The sequence below is a fragment of the Gordonia sp. LMA167 genome (genome assembly GCF_058130025.1).
This window is the reverse complement of sequence record NZ_CM176708.1, coordinates 6,608,401-6,624,143: the sequence shown is the minus strand read 5'-3', so window position 1 is coordinate 6,624,143 and position 15,743 is coordinate 6,608,401. Positions and strand designations below refer to the sequence as shown.

The following is a 15,743-nucleotide window of genomic DNA, read 5'->3' as shown; positions in this document are numbered from 1 at the left end:
GAGCGAGACGATGAGAACATCGAGACGACGCCACCGCGTCCTGACCGGGGCGGGAGCCATCGCGGCTGCATCGATGTTGTTCCTGTCCGCCTGCTCGAGCACCGGGGGCAAGCCCGACAGCAGCGGCTCCGGCATGGGTGCGGGACAGGCCGACACCCCACGTATGACCGTCGCGATGGTCACGCACGGTGTGCCCGGTAACGCCTTCTGGGACCTGGTGCAGAAGGGAGCGGAGACCGCGGCGGCCAAGGACAACATCGACCTGAAGTACTCGGCCGATCCGCAAGCACCCAACCAGGCCAATCTGGTTCAGGCTGCGGTGGATTCCAAGGTGGACGGGATCGCGGTGACGCTGGCCAAACCGGAGGCGATGGCGCCGGCCGTCTCCCGGGCATTGCAGGCCGGCATCCCTGTCGTCGGGCTGAATGCCGGTTTCGATCAGTGGAAGAAGCTCGGTGTCCAGCAGTACTTCGGTCAGGACGAGACCATCGCCGGTGAGGCCGCGGGTAAGCGTCTCTCCGACGAGGGTGCCAGGAAGGTACTCTGCATCATCCACGAACAGGGCAACGTCTCTCTGGAATCCCGATGTGCCGGTGTGCAAAAGGGATTCACCGGTGGTCAGGTCGAGCTGATCAACGTCAACAGCGCCGACATGCCGTCGGTCGAGGCCGCGTTGACGGCCAAGTTCCAGCAGGATCCGAGCATCGATCACGTTGTCGCACTGGATGCCTCGATCGCCCTGACCGCGGTGGAGGCGAAGGGCACCGCCGGGAGCAAGGCGGAGATCGCGACCTTCGACACCAACGCTGCTCTGGTCGACGCGATCAAGAAGGGCGAGGTGATCTGGGCGATCGATCAGCAACCGTTCCTGCAGGGCTACCTCGCGGTCGATTCCCTCTGGCTGTATCTGAACAACGGTGACACAATCGGCGGCGGCGAGGCGGTGCTGACCGGCCCGGCCTTCGTCGACAAGTCCAACGTCGATGCGATCGCTGAGTACGCGAAGGCCGGAACGCGCTGACGCCTTCGCAGTCAGTCTGGTTCGAGGCGGTCGTGCCGTGGCACGACCGCCTCGGCGTCGAACGCCGTGGTCGCGACCGAGTGGGTACGCCCGACAGCGGCCGTTATCGAGCGCCACGCTCCTCGTCGTCGACCGCATCGAAGGTCTGTTGCACCGCCCGCATCGCCGACAGTGCGGCCGGGGCACCACAATACCCCGCGGTATGCACTATGGCCTCGACGATCTCGTCGCGCGTGACGCCGTTGGTCAGCGCACCGCGGACATGTCCGGCGAGTTCCTCGTGCGCCCGCAGGGCGGTGAGAATGCCCAGATTGAGCAGACTGCGGTCACGGTGGGCGAGTCCCGGACGAGTCCAGATGCCGCCCCAGACATGTTCGGTGACGAATCGCTGGAGCTCGGCGGACTCGGTGCCCTCGGTCCGTGTCAGGGCGCGGTCGACGAACTCGTCGCCCATCACCTGACGCCGCACGGCCATACCCTCGTCGACAGGAGCACGGTCGGACGGATCGTGGTCGTTGTTCGCCATGACGTCATCGTGTCAGAGCCGCCGCCGCGCGACGCGCCGGCCTCCGGATTCGCCGACGTGGTCGACGGCGACCGGTTCACCGGACATAATCCGTCGTGGTGAGGCCGTGTGGCGGACCGGACCGGCGAGGATGTCGTCGACGCCACGCGGTAGGGAGGGACAAGGATGACCTCGAAACGGACAGTGGTGATCACTGGTGCCAGTGACGGGATCGGCGCGGTGGCAGCTCGGGAATTGGCAGGGCCCGACGTCGACCTCGTGATCGTGGGACGGTCCGCCGACAAGCTGGCGCCGGTCACCGCCGACACCGGGGCTACCGGATTCACCGCCGACAACGCCCGACTCGACGACGTGCGTGCGCTGGCCGACAAGATCCGCGACCGCGTCGGGCACATCGACGTACTGCTCAACAACGCCGGCGGCACCTTTGACCCGAAGCAGCGCACCGCCGACGATCACGAACCCAACTTCCAGATCAATCACCTCGCCGGGTTCCTGCTCACCCACCTGCTGCGCGATCGGCTGACGGCGGCCGAGAACGGAGCGCTGGTGCTCAACACGGCGAGTGTCGGCAACCTGTTCGGTCGCGTCGATCTGTCCGATCTCGACTACCGGCGGCGCAAGCGCACGCTGGAGATGCGTGCCTACGGCACCAGCAAACTGATGAACATCCTGTTCACCCGCGGCATCGCCGCCCGCTGGTCAGACGACGGGATCTATTCCGCTGCAGCACATCCGGGACCCGTCGGCACCAGCTTCGGCCGTGACTCGTTCTTCGTGGGCCTGGCCTATCGGACACCGTTGCGCCACATCGCGACGATCAGTCCCGCCAAAGGCGCCGAACCGCTGATCGAGTTGACGCGCCGCGGGGCCGACCCGACGATCAACGGCGTCTACTTCGACCGGCACCGCGCGAACGGCCGCGAGAACCGGCAGGCCCACGACCAGCACATCATCGACGGATTGTGGTCGGCCTCGGCCGATCTCGTCGGGCTGGGCTGACGCGGCAACACCGTTTTGGAGGGGCTGGTTGGGGAGCTAGCTTGTTTCGCCACACTTCGTCGGCAGGCACGTCACGACCAATCGCGATGAAAGACGTCACTCTCCTGACGTGACTGGGTACTCCCATTCTCAGGTTGGGCAGGATATTGATACATATCGGTCAGGTTTGCTTCGACATGCGTGTCGCAACTACCAAAGGTCCGCACAGGCTAGCTGGTTATGTCTCCCGGGTAGTGATCGCCGAACGCATAAGGGTTTACCCAGCCCAATGGCCCTCGATATCGTCCGTTTCGTATACTCCGAGCCAGTTCGGATGGGTCGGTCCCGAACTCAAGACCGTTGTGGTGGAGAGTTTCCGCAGCCTGAAGATTTCAAGCCGCGATTGCAAGTTAGTCGGCCAGCTGGCTGGTTGAACTCATTCTGTACTCATCTGCTTCGGCTGCCTCGACAAATTCGATGAGCTCGACCTGTCCCTCGAGTTGAGTCTGTATTACTTCTCGTACCTCGGCGGGGGTCGCGTAGAAGAACTCTCGGCGTTGGTTTATCCTATTGACTCGACGGTCTTCAAAGGCTTTGTGGAGTTGGTTCTCGACGGAGACGGCGTCGTCTGCGAAGAAGAGCGCGTGCGTGTCGAACCGGAACGGCACTGAGGCATCACCGAGTTCACGAACTCGATCAGTTGGATCGAGACGGCGAGTCATGCCGATCTTGACCATACGTTCACCGAACGCGCCGACGTTGGAGATGACGTAGACATGCCCTGCGCGGGTATTGGCCATGCGGTAGTCGACATTGGAAAGTCGGGTGTCGACATCGTCGAGGCGTTCTTGCATGCGTTTGAGGCCAGCGTCGTCGCCACGTGCACGCAACGACTCGATGGTGTTGAGATAGTGTTGGCGTTCCTTGTCGAGTCGATCGCGTTCGGCCTCGAGTTCTCTTCTCGCCTTTTCTTGTTCCCGAAGCTCCGCGCGCCGTTCCCGCTCCAGTTCCTTTTCTGCTTGCTTGGCAATCAGGTGGCGGGCGGCCAATTCGAGTTCTTCCATCCTGAGTTCGTGATACTCAGCAGAGACATGAAGCTCGATCATCTCGCCGTTCTGTGCGATCTGGTCAGCCGCTTTGCGTAGCCGTGCCTGCGCGGTAGCAAGGTTCCCGGCTTTAACGGTTTTCACGCAATTCTCTGCCTCGGCATCGTAAGCGCGAAGCAGGAGTTTGCTCACCTGGTCCACAAAGCGGCGCCCTTGCGCGAGTGAACCGTTGAAGGTGAAGCTCGAGACGGCGGTCGTGGCCTGCTTGGCTCGAGCAAGCTGCTTGACTCGGTGCCGCACATTCTCTAAGCGGTTCGACAGTTCGACGGAGTGCTCTGCCGGGTGTTCATAGTCGTAGAGACCGACATCCTGAAGTTCAATTTGCCCTCTGAGTTCGATGAGTTCGGATCTTGCCAGTCGGATCTGTTCGTTCAGGTCATCGAGCTCAACGGTCTTGGCGGCGGCGATCCCGGCATCCTCGACGTGCCCCCGAGCCGCCTCGCGCTCTCTTGCAATTCGCCGGAGCCGATCATTCTCCGCCCGAAGATCATCGACCTGACGTCGCAACCTCTCCGCCAGGTCTTGCAGCTCCGTCACCCGTCCTCGCAGAGCGTTACGCTCCTGATGCGCGTGCTCAAGCGCAGAAGCAAATGAGTCCTGGTCCGGTGTCTCAGCCTCGACGCCTTCCGCGTGGCTTCCGGTAGAGGGACCTGCAGGTTGCGGTGGCGGCGGAACGTGTGTCGTTGGCGTTGGAAACGACGGCGCCATCGCAGGCGTGGGACGGGTGTGTTGGGTCCACGTGGTGCCGTCCCACCACCTCAGTTGATGCTCGCCTGAGGGATCCTGATACCAACCGGGCGACGTCATCGCTCGCGGACCTCCTTGGTAATACGGGAGTATGTCTGTTGCTCTGACTCTAGAGTGACACCGGTAAACATTTGTGATCGGAGGAGACGATAGTGGCTCGACGGCGTGGTTTCTTTGCCGAACTGCAAAGGCAGCAACGACTCGCTGAGCAGAAGCAACGACGACAACAGGCCGCTGCGGTTCGCGCGCATAATCAAGCGGTCCGTGAATCGGAGCGGGCGCAGCGCGAACACGAGCGAGCCCAGGTTCAACTGCAGCGCGCCCGCGAGGCGGACAGAAAAGAAGCCGAGAAGCGGGCTCTGGATCGATATCGAGAGACGATGCGCACCAAGGCCGAGGAACGCACCGCATACGCCAATGATGTGAATGAGCAGATTGACGGGTTACTCGCGGCGACACTGGGCGTCGACGACTACGTGGATCTCGCGCTACTGAAGCGGACCGCAGAGCATCCTCCGTTCGCCCCAGGCTCCCTCGCTGAACCGGTGCCGGAACCCGAGTGGGCACAGTATCCACCGGAGCCCGCATTTGCACCGCCGGCTGATCCGACGGGGCTGGCCAAGTTGGGATCGAAGAAGAAGCACCAGCACGCCTATAACGCTGCGGTTCATCAGTGGCAGACGGAACATGCGCAATGGTCACACCAGGTGACCGTCGACATACCAAAACAGAACGAGGAACTGCAGCGCACGACGATAGCAGCCGAAGAAAAGCGGCAAGCTGACCTGGAAAATGCGCGCAGAGAGTACGAAGAGGCCTGCCAGGAAAGGCAGGCAGCCGTCAATGAACACAATGCAGAGATCGACGACTTCATATACCGTCTCGGGCAAAATGATCCGGCTGCAATAGATGAGTACGTCGGCATCGTGCTTGCGAACTCTGTTTACCCGGATGCCTTCCCCGTCGCTCACGATTACACCTTTGACGGTGATCTGAAGGAGTTGGTGGTGACTGTGTCTATCCCCGCGCCATCAGAACTCCCGACTGTAAAGACCGTGAAATTCGTTGCCAGCACTGACGAGCTTCGCGAGTCCACTATTTCGCAGAAAGACCAGCGGCTTCGCTACAACGCTGCGACCAGCGCAGTCGCGTTGCGAACCCTCCACGAGGTGTTCGAGGCCGACCGCAGCGAACGGATCGAGTCGATCGCATTAAGCGTGGTCACAAACGAGATCGACCCTGCGACCGGCCACCGTGCGGAAATCCCGCTTGCTGCAGTCGCATGTGATCGTACACAGTTCTTAGGGCTGAATCTGGCGGCAGTTGATCCGGCGGCGGCACTAGCGGGACTCGGTGCATCCCTGTCGAAAAACCCCTTTGCTCTCGCACCGATCCCGCCGACGACAGGTCTGCGGCAGCGGTAATGGGCAACACCGTACATCAGCGAATCCGTCGTGGGCGGACGCGTGATCCACCTACGATCGACTCGTGATGACCGACACCGCGCTGCGGATCGCCACGATCGGGACGAGTTCCATCACCCGCCGCTTCATCGACGCCGCGGCGGCGGTGCCGGCGGTGCGTGTCACCACCGCGTATTCCAGGGACGGTGAACGGGCGGCCGGCTTCGCGGCCGAGACGGGACTCGAATCTTCGAGCGACGATCTGGCAGCACTACTGGCCTCCTCCGACATCGATGCCGTCTACATCGCTTCTCCCAACGGGATTCACGGTGAGCAGACCCTGCGCGTGATCGCGGCCGGCAAGCATGCGCTCGTGGAGAAGCCTGCCGTGCCGAGGGCGGCGGAGTTCACCCGCCTCGTCGAGGCTGCGTCTGCTGCGGGTGTGGTGGTGCTGGAAGCGATGCGCAATTGCTACGACCCGGGCCTGGCCGCAGTCGCCGAGCTGATCGGTGAACTCGGGGTCCTCCGCCGCGCATCGTTCTCCTACTGCCAGCGATCGGCGCGTTACGACAAGGTGCTCGCGGGGGAGCGGGTGAACATCTTCGACCCGGCGCTGGCCGGCGGAGCCCTGCTCGACCTGGGTGTGTACACCATCGGAGCGATGGTGGAGTTGTTCGGCGAACCCGATCGCGTCCTCGCGGCGTCGGTGCCGATTCCCGGCGGTGCGGATGGTGCGGGCGCGGTGCTGGCGGTCTATGAAGGATTCGTCGTCGACCTGTCGTATTCGAAGATCACCGCATCCGACCGCGTCGACGAGATCCAGGGCGAACTCGGCACCCTCACGTTCTCTCACGTCACCCAACCGGTCTCGGCCCGGCTGACCATGCTCGACGGCACCGTGACCGATCATGTCTTCGAGGGGCCGGAGAACAACATGGTGCACGAGGTCCGGCGGTTCGCCGACCTCGTGAACGGAGTGGACGATCCTGCGGCGGATCAGGCGCGCACGCTCGCCGTGCTGCGGACGGTCGAGGCCATCGAGGCAGCGGCACGAGCCGGTTGACGGCCGCTCGGCTGGGTGCACGTGCGGCTGGGACTCAGGACGGCTGACCGCCGAGATCCCGGAGGATCGGAGGCGTCCATTCCGGCCACGCCACCGCGCCGATCAGGATCCCGTCGGCGAATTCCGCGACGATGGCAGGTGCCACACCGGAGGCGGTGTCGTACACGGTGGCCTCGTCGGCGAGACGGATGGCGGTCACCGCAAGTGGCCACAGGCGGCGGTGGCGAGTACGGATCTTGTGTTCGGGCACCGAATGTCCGCCGGCGGCGACCCGGTGCGCGACGCGCAGAACTGCCAGGGATTCGGGAACGATCAGAACATGCAGGACCACGATGAAGCCGGCGTCGTGCGCCCGCTCGATCAGTCCGAGCTTCGACTCGTGTGAGAACACGGTCTCGGCGATGAACGATCGACCGTCGTCGATCAGATGATCCCGCGTTCTCGCCGCAACTCGTGCGGCCTCATACGATTTCGCTTCGGCGTCGTCAGGCCAGCGCTGTCGCGCAATCAGATCGGCGTTGACGAAGGGGCTCGCCGGCAACAGCGGCGCCAGGGTGAGCTCGACGAACGTGGACTTGCCGGCACCGTTCGGGCCGATGACCAGGTCCAGGCGTTTCACTCGGCGTCGACGACGCGAGTAGTCCCGTCCGGCCGCACTTCGACCATCCGTCCATCCTCGTCGAGCGAGACCGTCGTGACGCCGCGGGCCGAGAGCTCCTGTCGGTAGTCGGCGGACGCCAGGCTCTCATCTATGCGTGCCCGGATCTCGGCGTTGAAGACACGTCCCTCGTCGGCGGTCAGGTCGGTGGTCGGTTGACGACCCGTCACCGCTTCCTCGACTCGCTTGAGCGACGCGGTCTCGTGTGCGGTCATCGCGCGACCGACCCGTGCCCAGTATTCGAGCTGCTGGCGCCCGGTGCGGTGTTGGCGACGGCCTTCGGCGATCGCACTGTCGACCAGGCCTGCGTCGAACCGGGTGACCTTGTCGGCGGAACGGGTCATCATGCCTCCTGGTCAGTATCCACCGAGTGTAGCAACCTGCTACACGCCATGTCCGGGTCGGCGGACCCGCCGGGACCAAAACCTGGACGATGGTTGTTGTGCATGGTGTCGCCGCAGCCAGCGGCGCCAGAAAGGGAGTAGTGAGCAACCAGTATCCCAAGACCACCGAGGCCGTGCGCGGCCTCACCGACGCGCAGTACCGCGTCACCCAGCAGGACGGAACCGAGCCGGCCTTTGCCAACGAGTACTGGGACAACCACGAGCCGGGCATCTACGTCGATGTCGTCTCGGGACAGCCCCTCTTCTCGTCGACCGACAAGTACGACAGCGGAACCGGGTGGCCGAGTTTCACCAAGCCGATCGACGCCGACGCGGTGAGCACCAAGACCGATCGGAAGTTGTGGATGCGTCGCACCGAGGTGCGTTCGTCCGGCGCGGACAGCCACCTCGGCCACGTCTTCGGCGACGGCCCGCGCGACGCGGGAGGGCAGCGCTACTGCATGAATTCGGCAGCGCTGCGGTTCATCCCGGTCGCCGATCTCGAGGCGGAAGGCTACGGCGCCTACCGGGAGCTGTTCGGACCGATCGAGAGCGCAACCGACACCGACACAACCGACACCAGCACAACCGACACCAGCACGGAGGAGAACGCACGATGACCACCGACACCGGACAGATCACCCGTCGTCCCGGCACCGAGACGGCCGTCCTCGCGGGCGGTTGCTTCTGGGGAGTCGAGGACCTCATCCGCCGCCAAACGGGTGTGCTCGACACCCGGGTCGGCTACACCGGCGGTGCCAACGACCACGCCACCTACCGCAACCATCCGGGTCACGCCGAGGCGGTCGAGATCGTGTTCGACCCGACGCAGACCACCTACCGTGACATCCTGGCGTTCTTCTTCCAGATCCACGATCCGTCGACGAAGAATCGTCAGGGCAACGATGTCGGCACGAGCTACCGGTCGGCGATCTTCCCGCTGACCCCGGAGCAGGAGCAGGTCGCGCGGGACACCATCGCCGACGTCGACGCGTCAGGCCTGTGGCCGGGTAAGGCGGTGACGACGATCGAACCCGCCGGGCCGTTCTGGGAGGCCGAGCCGGAGCATCAGGACTATCTGGTGCGTTACCCGACCGGCTACACCTGCCACTTCCCGCGGGTGGGTTGGGTGCTGCCCAAGCGGGACGAGGCCACAAACCGCTAGATGCGCTGTGGCGCCGGCTCTCGCGTCGCGGGCATCACCACACAGCGTCGCTGACTGGACGATCCAATCGGCGAGCCGCTCAGGTGATGCCCGCGGACATGAGCGTGGAAATCTGGGGCTGCATCCGCCCCGGTCCCTAGGGAGGGTCGGGGCTTGTCGCCCCGGTCCGTGAGGAGGGCTGGAGCTTGTGGGGGCTTGTCGCCCCGGTCCCTGAGGAGGGCTGGAGCTTGTGGGGGCTTGTCGCCCCGGTCCCTGAGGAGGGCCGGAGCTTGTGGGGGCTTGTCGCCCCGGTCCCTGAGGAGGGCTGGAGCTTGTGGGGGCTTGTCGCCCCGGTCCCTGAGGAGGGCCGGAGCTTGCGGAGGCTTGTCGCCCCGGTCCCTGAGGAGGGCCGGAGCTTGCGGAGGCCCGTCACGAAGGGCCGGCCCTTCGTGACGCTCGGCTGGCGCCTCGCTCCTCAGGGAGCGGGGGGTGGCTGTGCTGTGAGCGCGGGGTGCGGGGGTGGACCGTGCTGTCCGCGCGGTGTGCGCAGGGTTGCGGTGCTGTCAGCGCAGGGTGGGCGGTGCTGTGAGCGCGGGGTGTGCGGGGGTGGACGGTGCTGAGCGCGGTGCGCGGGGTGGACGGTGCTGAGCGGGGTGCGCGGGGTGGCGGTGCTGTCAGCGCGGTGGGCCGTCCGGCCGGATGCCGTGTCACCCGTTCGCGATGATTCGTGTGGCGGTGCGGACCGCGCGATCGATCGGCACGGCGAAGCCGATACCGATGTTGCCCGACTCGGCACCGCCGACCGTGGCGATCGCGGTGTTGACGCCGACGACACGTCCGGTGAGGTCGGCGAGCGGGCCACCGGAGTTCCCCGGGTTGATGGGCGCATCGGTTTGGATCATCGGCGCTTGGAGCTGCCCCGGTCCACGCAGCTGGGCCGGTCTGTCGACCGCGCTGACGATGCCGGCGGTGACAGTGCTCGACAGACCGAGGGGTGACCCGGCGGCGATCACCGGCTGGCCGATCTGCAGTGACGCACTCACTCCGAGGTCGGCCGGGGGCGGGGCGTACCCCGGCAGGGCGATCACCGCGATGTCGGTGGCCGGATCGCTCCCGACGACGCGGCCGGTGACAGTGCGACCGTCCGCGAGTTGGACCTCCACGCGCCCTGCGCCGGCGATCACGTGGTGGTTGGTCAGGACATGCCCCTCGTCATCGAACACGAAGCCCGACCCGCGTGCCTGGCCGGTACGGATCTGCACGACGCTCGGCAGCAGCGTGGCCGCGCCCGCCCGGGCATCGACCCCACCCGGCGCGGTGGAGGTCTGCTGCGCAGGCGTCGGGTAGACGGTGGCGGCGATCAATCCGGCGGTCCCTCCCGCGATGGTGCCGGCCAGCAGACAGCCGACGGCGAGCAAGGCGACACCGCCGGACCGAAGCGGGAGCGCATGTCGGTCGGGTGGCGAGGTCGTCTCCGTCTGTGCGTGTGCATGGTTCACCACCGCGGGTGGTCGCGGATGGATGTCACCGAGTCCGGTGTGCTGAACACGCGACGGAACCTGCCCCGTCGGTCGCGGCACCGTCGGTGGAGGTGGCGCGGGCGGGCGTGGGATGGACGCCCTCGTGTCGGGTACGACGAAGTCGGGGCCACTGGGTTGTCCGAGGTGCAACGGTGAGCGGGTCATGGGTGTCCTTCTCAGACGAGTCGGGAGAACCAGCGCAGCGAGAATGCCGCCGCGACCAGCCCGAACAGCAGTGCCAGCGCCGCCACGAACGGGGTCACCTCGCGCTGTTCGGTTCGCCAGCCGATGGAGGAACCGATCTCGCGATAGACGTCTTGGAGTTCGTCGCTGCTCTCGGCGCTGTAGGCGCGGCCGCCCGTGGCGTCGGACAGTTCGGCGAGGGTGGCGGCGTCGACAGGCACCGGGATCGAGTAGGGGCCGGCGGCCAGGGTGCCCGAGGCGCTGCCGTAGGCGATCGTCGACACCGGAACGCCGGCCGCCGCAGCCTGTTCGGCGGCGATCGATGGTGACCGGCCGCTGGTGTTGCTGCCGTCGGAGAGCAACACGATGTGCGCGGGCAGCTCTTCCTGACCGGGGCCGACGATGCTGCGGACCTGGTCGAGCGAGGTGAGCACGCCCTCGCCGATGGCGGTGCGTGACTCGGTGGTGACCGCGCCCAGGCTGGCACGGGCGGCATCGTGATCGGTGTCCGGGGGATGGATCACCCTGCTGCTGCCGGCGAACGTCACCACGCCGACGTTGAACGTGTCGGGCAATTGCTCGATGAAATCGCCTGCCGCATCGAGGGCTGCGGTCATCCGGTCGGGCGTGACATCCTGGGCCCGCATGGATTCCGACGTGTCGATGGCGACGACGATCGTCGCTCGTTCATAGGGGACCCGGACCGGCAGTTCGGGCCGGGCGACCGCGAGTCCGGTCAGCCCCAGCGCTGCCAGTAGCAGGCCGGCAGGTAGATGACGCCGCCATTTCGGTTTCTCCGGGATCACGCTGTCCAGCAACGGGAGTGCGGCGAAACGCACGGCATACCGCTGCCGCCGTCGCAACATGACGACGTAGGAGATCGCGAGCACGGCGACGGGGACGAGGACCAGGAGCCCCAGGGGGAACAGGAAGGTCATGGCACTCCTCTACTGTCCGCGCATTCGGCTTCCGCGCCGATTCAGGGTGCGGCGCCGGGCACGGAGGAAACGGGCGAGATCGCGGACCCAATCACGGCCGGTGTCCACCGACAGGTGTTCGGCGCCGGCCGCGGTGATCGATCTGTGGATGGCCGACCGCCGGGCGACGGCGGCCGCGAGGTAGCGCCGACGCAGGTCGGCATCGGCGGTCCACACCGTGCGTTGCCGCCCGGATTCCGGATCGACGAGGACCACCGAACCGACGTCGGGTAGCGACATCTCACGGGGATCGGACACCTCGACCGCGATGACGTCGTGTCGGGCGGCGAGCTGTCGCAGGGGGCGCTCCCAATCGAACGGCCCACCGAGCCGCCCCTCGGGATCGATGAAATCGGAGATGACGATGCGCAACCCGGTCCGGCGATACCGTCGGGCGAATGCCTCCAGCGAGGTACCCAACGGCGGGGCCTCGCCGCTGCGCTGATCGAGGTCGGTGAGCAACCGTGCACACCGGTGGCCGGCGACCCGGGCACGATCGGGGCGGTGCCATCGCACGCCCTGCGTGGACAGTGTGGCGATCCCGAGCCGGTTGCCGGGCGCATCGGTCAGCTGTCCCACCGCCGACACGACCTGGGTGGCGAGTTCGCGCTTCTCGCCGGTCGTGGTGCCGAACGCCATGCTCGGCGATAGGTCGAGCAGCACCCACGTGTCGAGCTGATTGTCGGCGCGCGGACGCCACACGTGCAGATCCGCCGAGCGTGCCGTGATGTTCCAGTCGATGTGGCGCACGTCGTCGCCGGGCTGATACCTCACCACCTCTTCGCGTTCGGAACCGGCGCCGAGCCGGACTCCGTCACGATCGCCGGGCACGAGGCTGTCGAGCCGCCGTCGCAGAGCGAGGTCGACCGAGCCGAACGGGTTGGTGCTCACGACGCGAGCTCGGAGTCGTCGTCGCGGTGCGCGATCTGCGGCGCAGCCACCCCGGCGAGGAGCTCGTCGACGACCCGGCGCGGCGACACACCGTCGGCGAGGGCATCGAAGGTGAGAACGATCCGGTGCGCGAGGACGTCGGCCGCGATGTCACGCACATCGTCGGGCAGCACATAGTCGCGACCCCGGATCAGGGCGAGGGCACGGGCGGCGGCCAGCAGCCCCAGTGAACCGCGTGGACTGACGCCGTACTCGAGCACGGATCCGATCCCCGGCACCCCGTAGGTCGCGGGATCGCGGGTCGCCATCACCAGGCGCACGATGTAGTGGGCGACGGCGTGATGGACGAAGACCTGTTCGGTCGCGTCCTGCAGCGCGGCGACATCCTCGATCGCCAGGATCGGCGACGCCTGCGGCGGCCGCGTACCCATCCGGGCGAGGATCTCCATCTCGTCGAGCTCGCTGGGCAGCCCGAGGTCGATCTTGAGCAGGAACCGGTCGCGCTGCGCCTCGGGTAGGTGATAGACGCCGTCGTTCTCGATGGGGTTCTGGGTCGCGAGCACCAGAAACGGGTGGGGGAGGCCGAAGGTCTGTCCGCCGATGCTGACCTGATGTTCGGCCATCGCCTCGAGGAGAGCCGACTGCACCTTGGCGGGTGCGCGGTTGATCTCGTCGGCCAGCACCAGGTTGCCGAACACCGGTCCGAGTTCGATGTCGAAGGATTCGGTGGACGGCCGCCAGACCCGGGTGCCGACGATGTCGGCGGGCATCAGGTCGGGCGTGAACTGCAGCCGACGGAAGGTCCCCCCGACCACGGTGGCAACGGTCCGCACCGCCAGGGTCTTCGCGATGCCGGGCACGCCCTCGAGGAGGATGTGTCCACGGGCCAACAGGCCGACCAGAAGCCGTTCGAGCATCCGGTCCTGGCCGACGACGACCTTCTTCATCTCGAACAGGGCGCGCTCGATGACCGCGCCGGATGCCAGGTGGGAGACCGGTACCGGCGCCTCGGAGGCGGCGGTCGGCAGATCGGGTGGAGGTTGTCGGTCATCGGGTGAGGTCATGGCCTCAGCTCAGCATGCACGTGCGAAAACCTGTGGAAGACAGAACGAAAGATCGCCGAAAGCCGCGTGGCCGCATGTGCCGGTCCTCGCTACTCTGGGGCGATATGCGCATGCTGATCGTGGAGGACGAGGAGGATCTCGTCAGTGCGCTGCGTATCGCCCTGCAGCGGGAAGGCTACGCGGTCGACGCTGCGCTCACCGAGCAGGACGCCCGGGACCGGTTGACCGTCAACGAGTATGACGTCGCACTGATCGATCTGACCCTGCCCGACGGCGACGGGCTGGAGCTGGCGCGCGGTATTCGCGACGGTGTCGTTGACTCGCGGTCCGGGCGCGACATGCGCATCGTGATGCTCACCGCGTTGGGGACCCTGCCGGATCGGGTGCGCGGCCTCGACGCCGGCGCCGACGATTACATCGTGAAACCGTTCGCACTCGCCGAGCTCAGTGCGCGCCTGCGTGCGGTGCTCCGTCGGGAGATCACCGGGGACTCGTCGCTGATCCGGGTCGGCGACATCACGATGGACACCGCCCGCCAGATCGTGCGCCGCGGGTTGCGCGAAGTGGATCTCACCCTGAAAGAGTTTGCCGTTCTTCGGTTCCTGATGTCGCGACCCGATCACGTCGTCTCCGCCGAGCAGCTGCTGGAACATGTCTGGGACGAACACGCCGACCCGTTCACCCAAACCGTCCGGGTCACCGTTGGAACCCTGCGCCGCAAGCTGACCGTCGACGACGAGGCACAGGTCATCCACACCGCGATCGGTCGCGGGTACCGGTTGCGATCCGCCGACGCCCCACCCGCCGCGCAGAGCTCCTGAGCCGATGACGCGCCGCTTCGTGGTACCGGGTGCGTTGCGCACGATCCGGGTACGGATGGCGCTGACGACGTCCACGTTGCTGTTCGCGATCACCGGACTCATCCTGCTGGCGGTCTACCTCGCGCTGCGTCACAGCATCGATGCGCGGCCGCTGGACCCGCTCACGGTCAAGAAGTTCCTGCGCCAGCCCGACGGGACACTGATCTACAAGTCGGGCGAGACGTTCCAGGCGGCCGACCTGGAGAGCGTGCAGCAAGCGGTCAACCAGTCGACCCTCGACACGCTGCGCAACTATTCGCTGATCGCGCTGGCGGTCATCTTTTTGATCAGCCTGCTGGTGGGCTGGTTCGTCGCCGGGCGGATGCTGCGGCCCATCGGCGACATCACCACCACCGCGAACCTCATCCGTGTCACCGACCTCTCGCAGCGCATCCGGGCAACCGGACCCCGCGACGAACTCCGGACGCTGGCCGACACGCTCGACAGTCTTCTCGAGCGCCTCGACACCGCGTTCCGCGCAGAGCGTGCGTTGGTCGCCGACGTCTCCCACGAACTCCGCAACCCCGTCGCGGTCATCCAGGCGAACGTCGAGGCGGTACTCGGCGACGACCGTGCGACCCAGGCCGAACGGGCCGAAGCACTCGCGATCGTCTCCCGGCAGACCGCCCGGATGGGGCGTCTGCTCGACGATCTGCTGGCCACCGCCCGGCGTCGATCCGGTTCGTTCGCCGACGAGCGTATCGACATCCACGACTTCGTCACCGACGTCGCGCACGATCACACACTCCTCGCGCGCGACCGTGGCCTGCACCTCGCCGTTCACTCTGCGGCGGGCCCGGTTGTCTACGCCGACCGCGAATCTCTCAGCCGCGCCCTGGTCAACGTCCTCGGCAACGCTTTGCGACTGGCCCCGGACGCCTCGACGATCACACTCGCCGCCGGCAGCGTCGACGGGTGGGCGTGGATAGCGGTGCGCGACGAGGGGCCGGGCATTGCCGAGGAGGACCAGCAGCGGGTCTTCGAACGGTTCCGGCGGGCCGGAGACCAGCGGCCTGGCGCGGCGGGGCCCGGAGCAGGCCTGGGCCTGACCATCGCTCGCCAGATCGTGGAGTCACACGAGGGACGCCTCGCGCTGCACAGCGCGCCCGGCGTGGGCAGCACCTTTGTGATCTGGCTGCCCGATCGTGCCGACGCCACCCGGCCCGGTCGAAGCGGCCGACCGCCGGAGGGCGATCCGCTCGGACCGCGGTGACAC

Annotated in this window: 16 protein-coding genes; 8 read left to right on the top strand and 8 right to left on the bottom strand. The window is 66.4% G+C overall.

Features of this window, described 5'->3' with window-relative positions:
- The first annotated feature begins 10 nt into the window (after positions 1-10).
- Positions 11-1,021 (top strand): substrate-binding domain-containing protein, encoded by a 1,011-nt coding sequence (locus tag ACVT6V_RS29730; protein ID WP_489897636.1) that lies wholly within the window; start codon positions 11-13, stop codon positions 1,019-1,021.
- Between the two features lie 103 nt (positions 1,022-1,124).
- Here the strand turns inward: ACVT6V_RS29730 and ACVT6V_RS29725 are convergent, their stop codons facing one another.
- Positions 1,125-1,547, bottom strand: coding sequence for a carboxymuconolactone decarboxylase family protein (locus tag ACVT6V_RS29725; RefSeq protein ID WP_489897635.1), 423 nt, complete (start codon positions 1,545-1,547; stop codon positions 1,125-1,127).
- Positions 1,548-1,712: 165 nt separating this feature from the next.
- On the opposite strand from ACVT6V_RS29725, the gene ACVT6V_RS29720 reads away from it, so the two are divergent.
- Positions 1,713-2,549, top strand: coding sequence for an SDR family NAD(P)-dependent oxidoreductase (locus ACVT6V_RS29720; protein ID WP_489897634.1), 837 nt, complete (start codon positions 1,713-1,715; stop codon positions 2,547-2,549).
- Between the two features lie 389 nt (positions 2,550-2,938).
- Here ACVT6V_RS29720 and ACVT6V_RS29715 read toward each other — a convergent pair whose 3' ends face one another.
- Positions 2,939-4,441 (bottom strand): SNIPE associated domain-containing protein, encoded by a 1,503-nt coding sequence (locus ACVT6V_RS29715; RefSeq protein WP_489897633.1) that lies wholly within the window; start codon positions 4,439-4,441, stop codon positions 2,939-2,941.
- 92 nt (positions 4,442-4,533) lie between these two features.
- On the opposite strand from ACVT6V_RS29715, the gene ACVT6V_RS29710 reads away from it, so the two are divergent.
- The gene (locus tag ACVT6V_RS29710) at positions 4,534-5,805 is read left to right on the top strand and encodes a hypothetical protein (protein WP_489897632.1); all 1,272 of its coding nucleotides are present in this window, start codon (positions 4,534-4,536) and stop codon (positions 5,803-5,805) included.
- Between the two features lie 67 nt (positions 5,806-5,872).
- Positions 5,873-6,847 (top strand): Gfo/Idh/MocA family protein, encoded by a 975-nt coding sequence (locus tag ACVT6V_RS29705; protein WP_489901065.1) that lies wholly within the window; start codon positions 5,873-5,875, stop codon positions 6,845-6,847.
- 34 nt (positions 6,848-6,881) lie between these two features.
- On the opposite strand, the gene ACVT6V_RS29700 is transcribed toward ACVT6V_RS29705, so the two are convergent.
- Together ACVT6V_RS29700 and ACVT6V_RS29695 are read right to left on the bottom strand one after the other, a co-directional pair.
- Entirely contained in the window at positions 6,882-7,466 is a 585-nt protein-coding gene (locus tag ACVT6V_RS29700) for an ATPase (protein ID WP_489897631.1), read from the bottom strand.
- Positions 7,463-7,849: a TA system antitoxin ParD family protein gene (locus ACVT6V_RS29695; protein ID WP_489901064.1), complete on the bottom strand. Its 387-nt coding sequence runs from the start codon at positions 7,847-7,849 to the stop codon at positions 7,463-7,465. Before ACVT6V_RS29695 ends, ACVT6V_RS29700 begins: the two co-directional genes overlap by 4 nt.
- Positions 7,850-7,989: 140 nt before the next feature.
- On the opposite strand from ACVT6V_RS29695, the gene msrB reads away from it, so the two are divergent.
- Positions 7,990-8,508, top strand: a complete 519-nt coding sequence (gene msrB, locus ACVT6V_RS29690) for a peptide-methionine (R)-S-oxide reductase MsrB (protein WP_489897630.1) — start codon at positions 7,990-7,992, stop codon at positions 8,506-8,508.
- On the top strand, positions 8,505-9,053 hold the full coding sequence (msrA, locus tag ACVT6V_RS29685) for a peptide-methionine (S)-S-oxide reductase MsrA (RefSeq protein ID WP_489897629.1): 549 nt from the start codon (positions 8,505-8,507) through the stop codon (positions 9,051-9,053). The genes msrB and msrA overlap by 4 nt, the downstream gene beginning before the upstream one ends.
- A gap of 686 nt (positions 9,054-9,739) precedes the next feature.
- On the opposite strand, the gene ACVT6V_RS29680 is transcribed toward msrA, so the two are convergent.
- The 4 genes from ACVT6V_RS29680 to ACVT6V_RS29665 are packed head-to-tail and all read right to left on the bottom strand — an operon-like array spanning position 9,740 to position 13,667.
- Complete coding sequence (locus ACVT6V_RS29680; RefSeq protein WP_489897628.1) at positions 9,740-10,717, bottom strand: S1C family serine protease; 978 nt, start codon at positions 10,715-10,717, stop codon at positions 9,740-9,742.
- A gap of 11 nt (positions 10,718-10,728) precedes the next feature.
- Positions 10,729-11,673 (bottom strand): VWA domain-containing protein, encoded by a 945-nt coding sequence (locus ACVT6V_RS29675; RefSeq protein WP_489897627.1) that lies wholly within the window; start codon positions 11,671-11,673, stop codon positions 10,729-10,731.
- Positions 11,674-11,682: 9 nt separating this feature from the next.
- The gene (locus ACVT6V_RS29670; protein WP_489897626.1) at positions 11,683-12,603 is read right to left on the bottom strand and encodes a DUF58 domain-containing protein; all 921 of its coding nucleotides are present in this window, start codon (positions 12,601-12,603) and stop codon (positions 11,683-11,685) included.
- Positions 12,600-13,667, bottom strand: a complete 1,068-nt coding sequence (locus ACVT6V_RS29665) for an AAA family ATPase (protein ID WP_489897625.1) — start codon at positions 13,665-13,667, stop codon at positions 12,600-12,602. The genes ACVT6V_RS29670 and ACVT6V_RS29665 overlap by 4 nt, the downstream gene beginning before the upstream one ends.
- A gap of 104 nt (positions 13,668-13,771) precedes the next feature.
- On the opposite strand from ACVT6V_RS29665, the gene ACVT6V_RS29660 reads away from it, so the two are divergent.
- Both ACVT6V_RS29660 and ACVT6V_RS29655 read left to right on the top strand, forming a co-directional pair.
- On the top strand, positions 13,772-14,488 hold the full coding sequence (locus tag ACVT6V_RS29660; RefSeq protein ID WP_489897624.1) for a response regulator transcription factor: 717 nt from the start codon (positions 13,772-13,774) through the stop codon (positions 14,486-14,488).
- A gap of 4 nt (positions 14,489-14,492) precedes the next feature.
- The gene (locus ACVT6V_RS29655) at positions 14,493-15,740 is read left to right on the top strand and encodes a sensor histidine kinase (protein WP_489897623.1); all 1,248 of its coding nucleotides are present in this window, start codon (positions 14,493-14,495) and stop codon (positions 15,738-15,740) included.
- Positions 15,741-15,743: the final 3 nt, after the last annotated feature.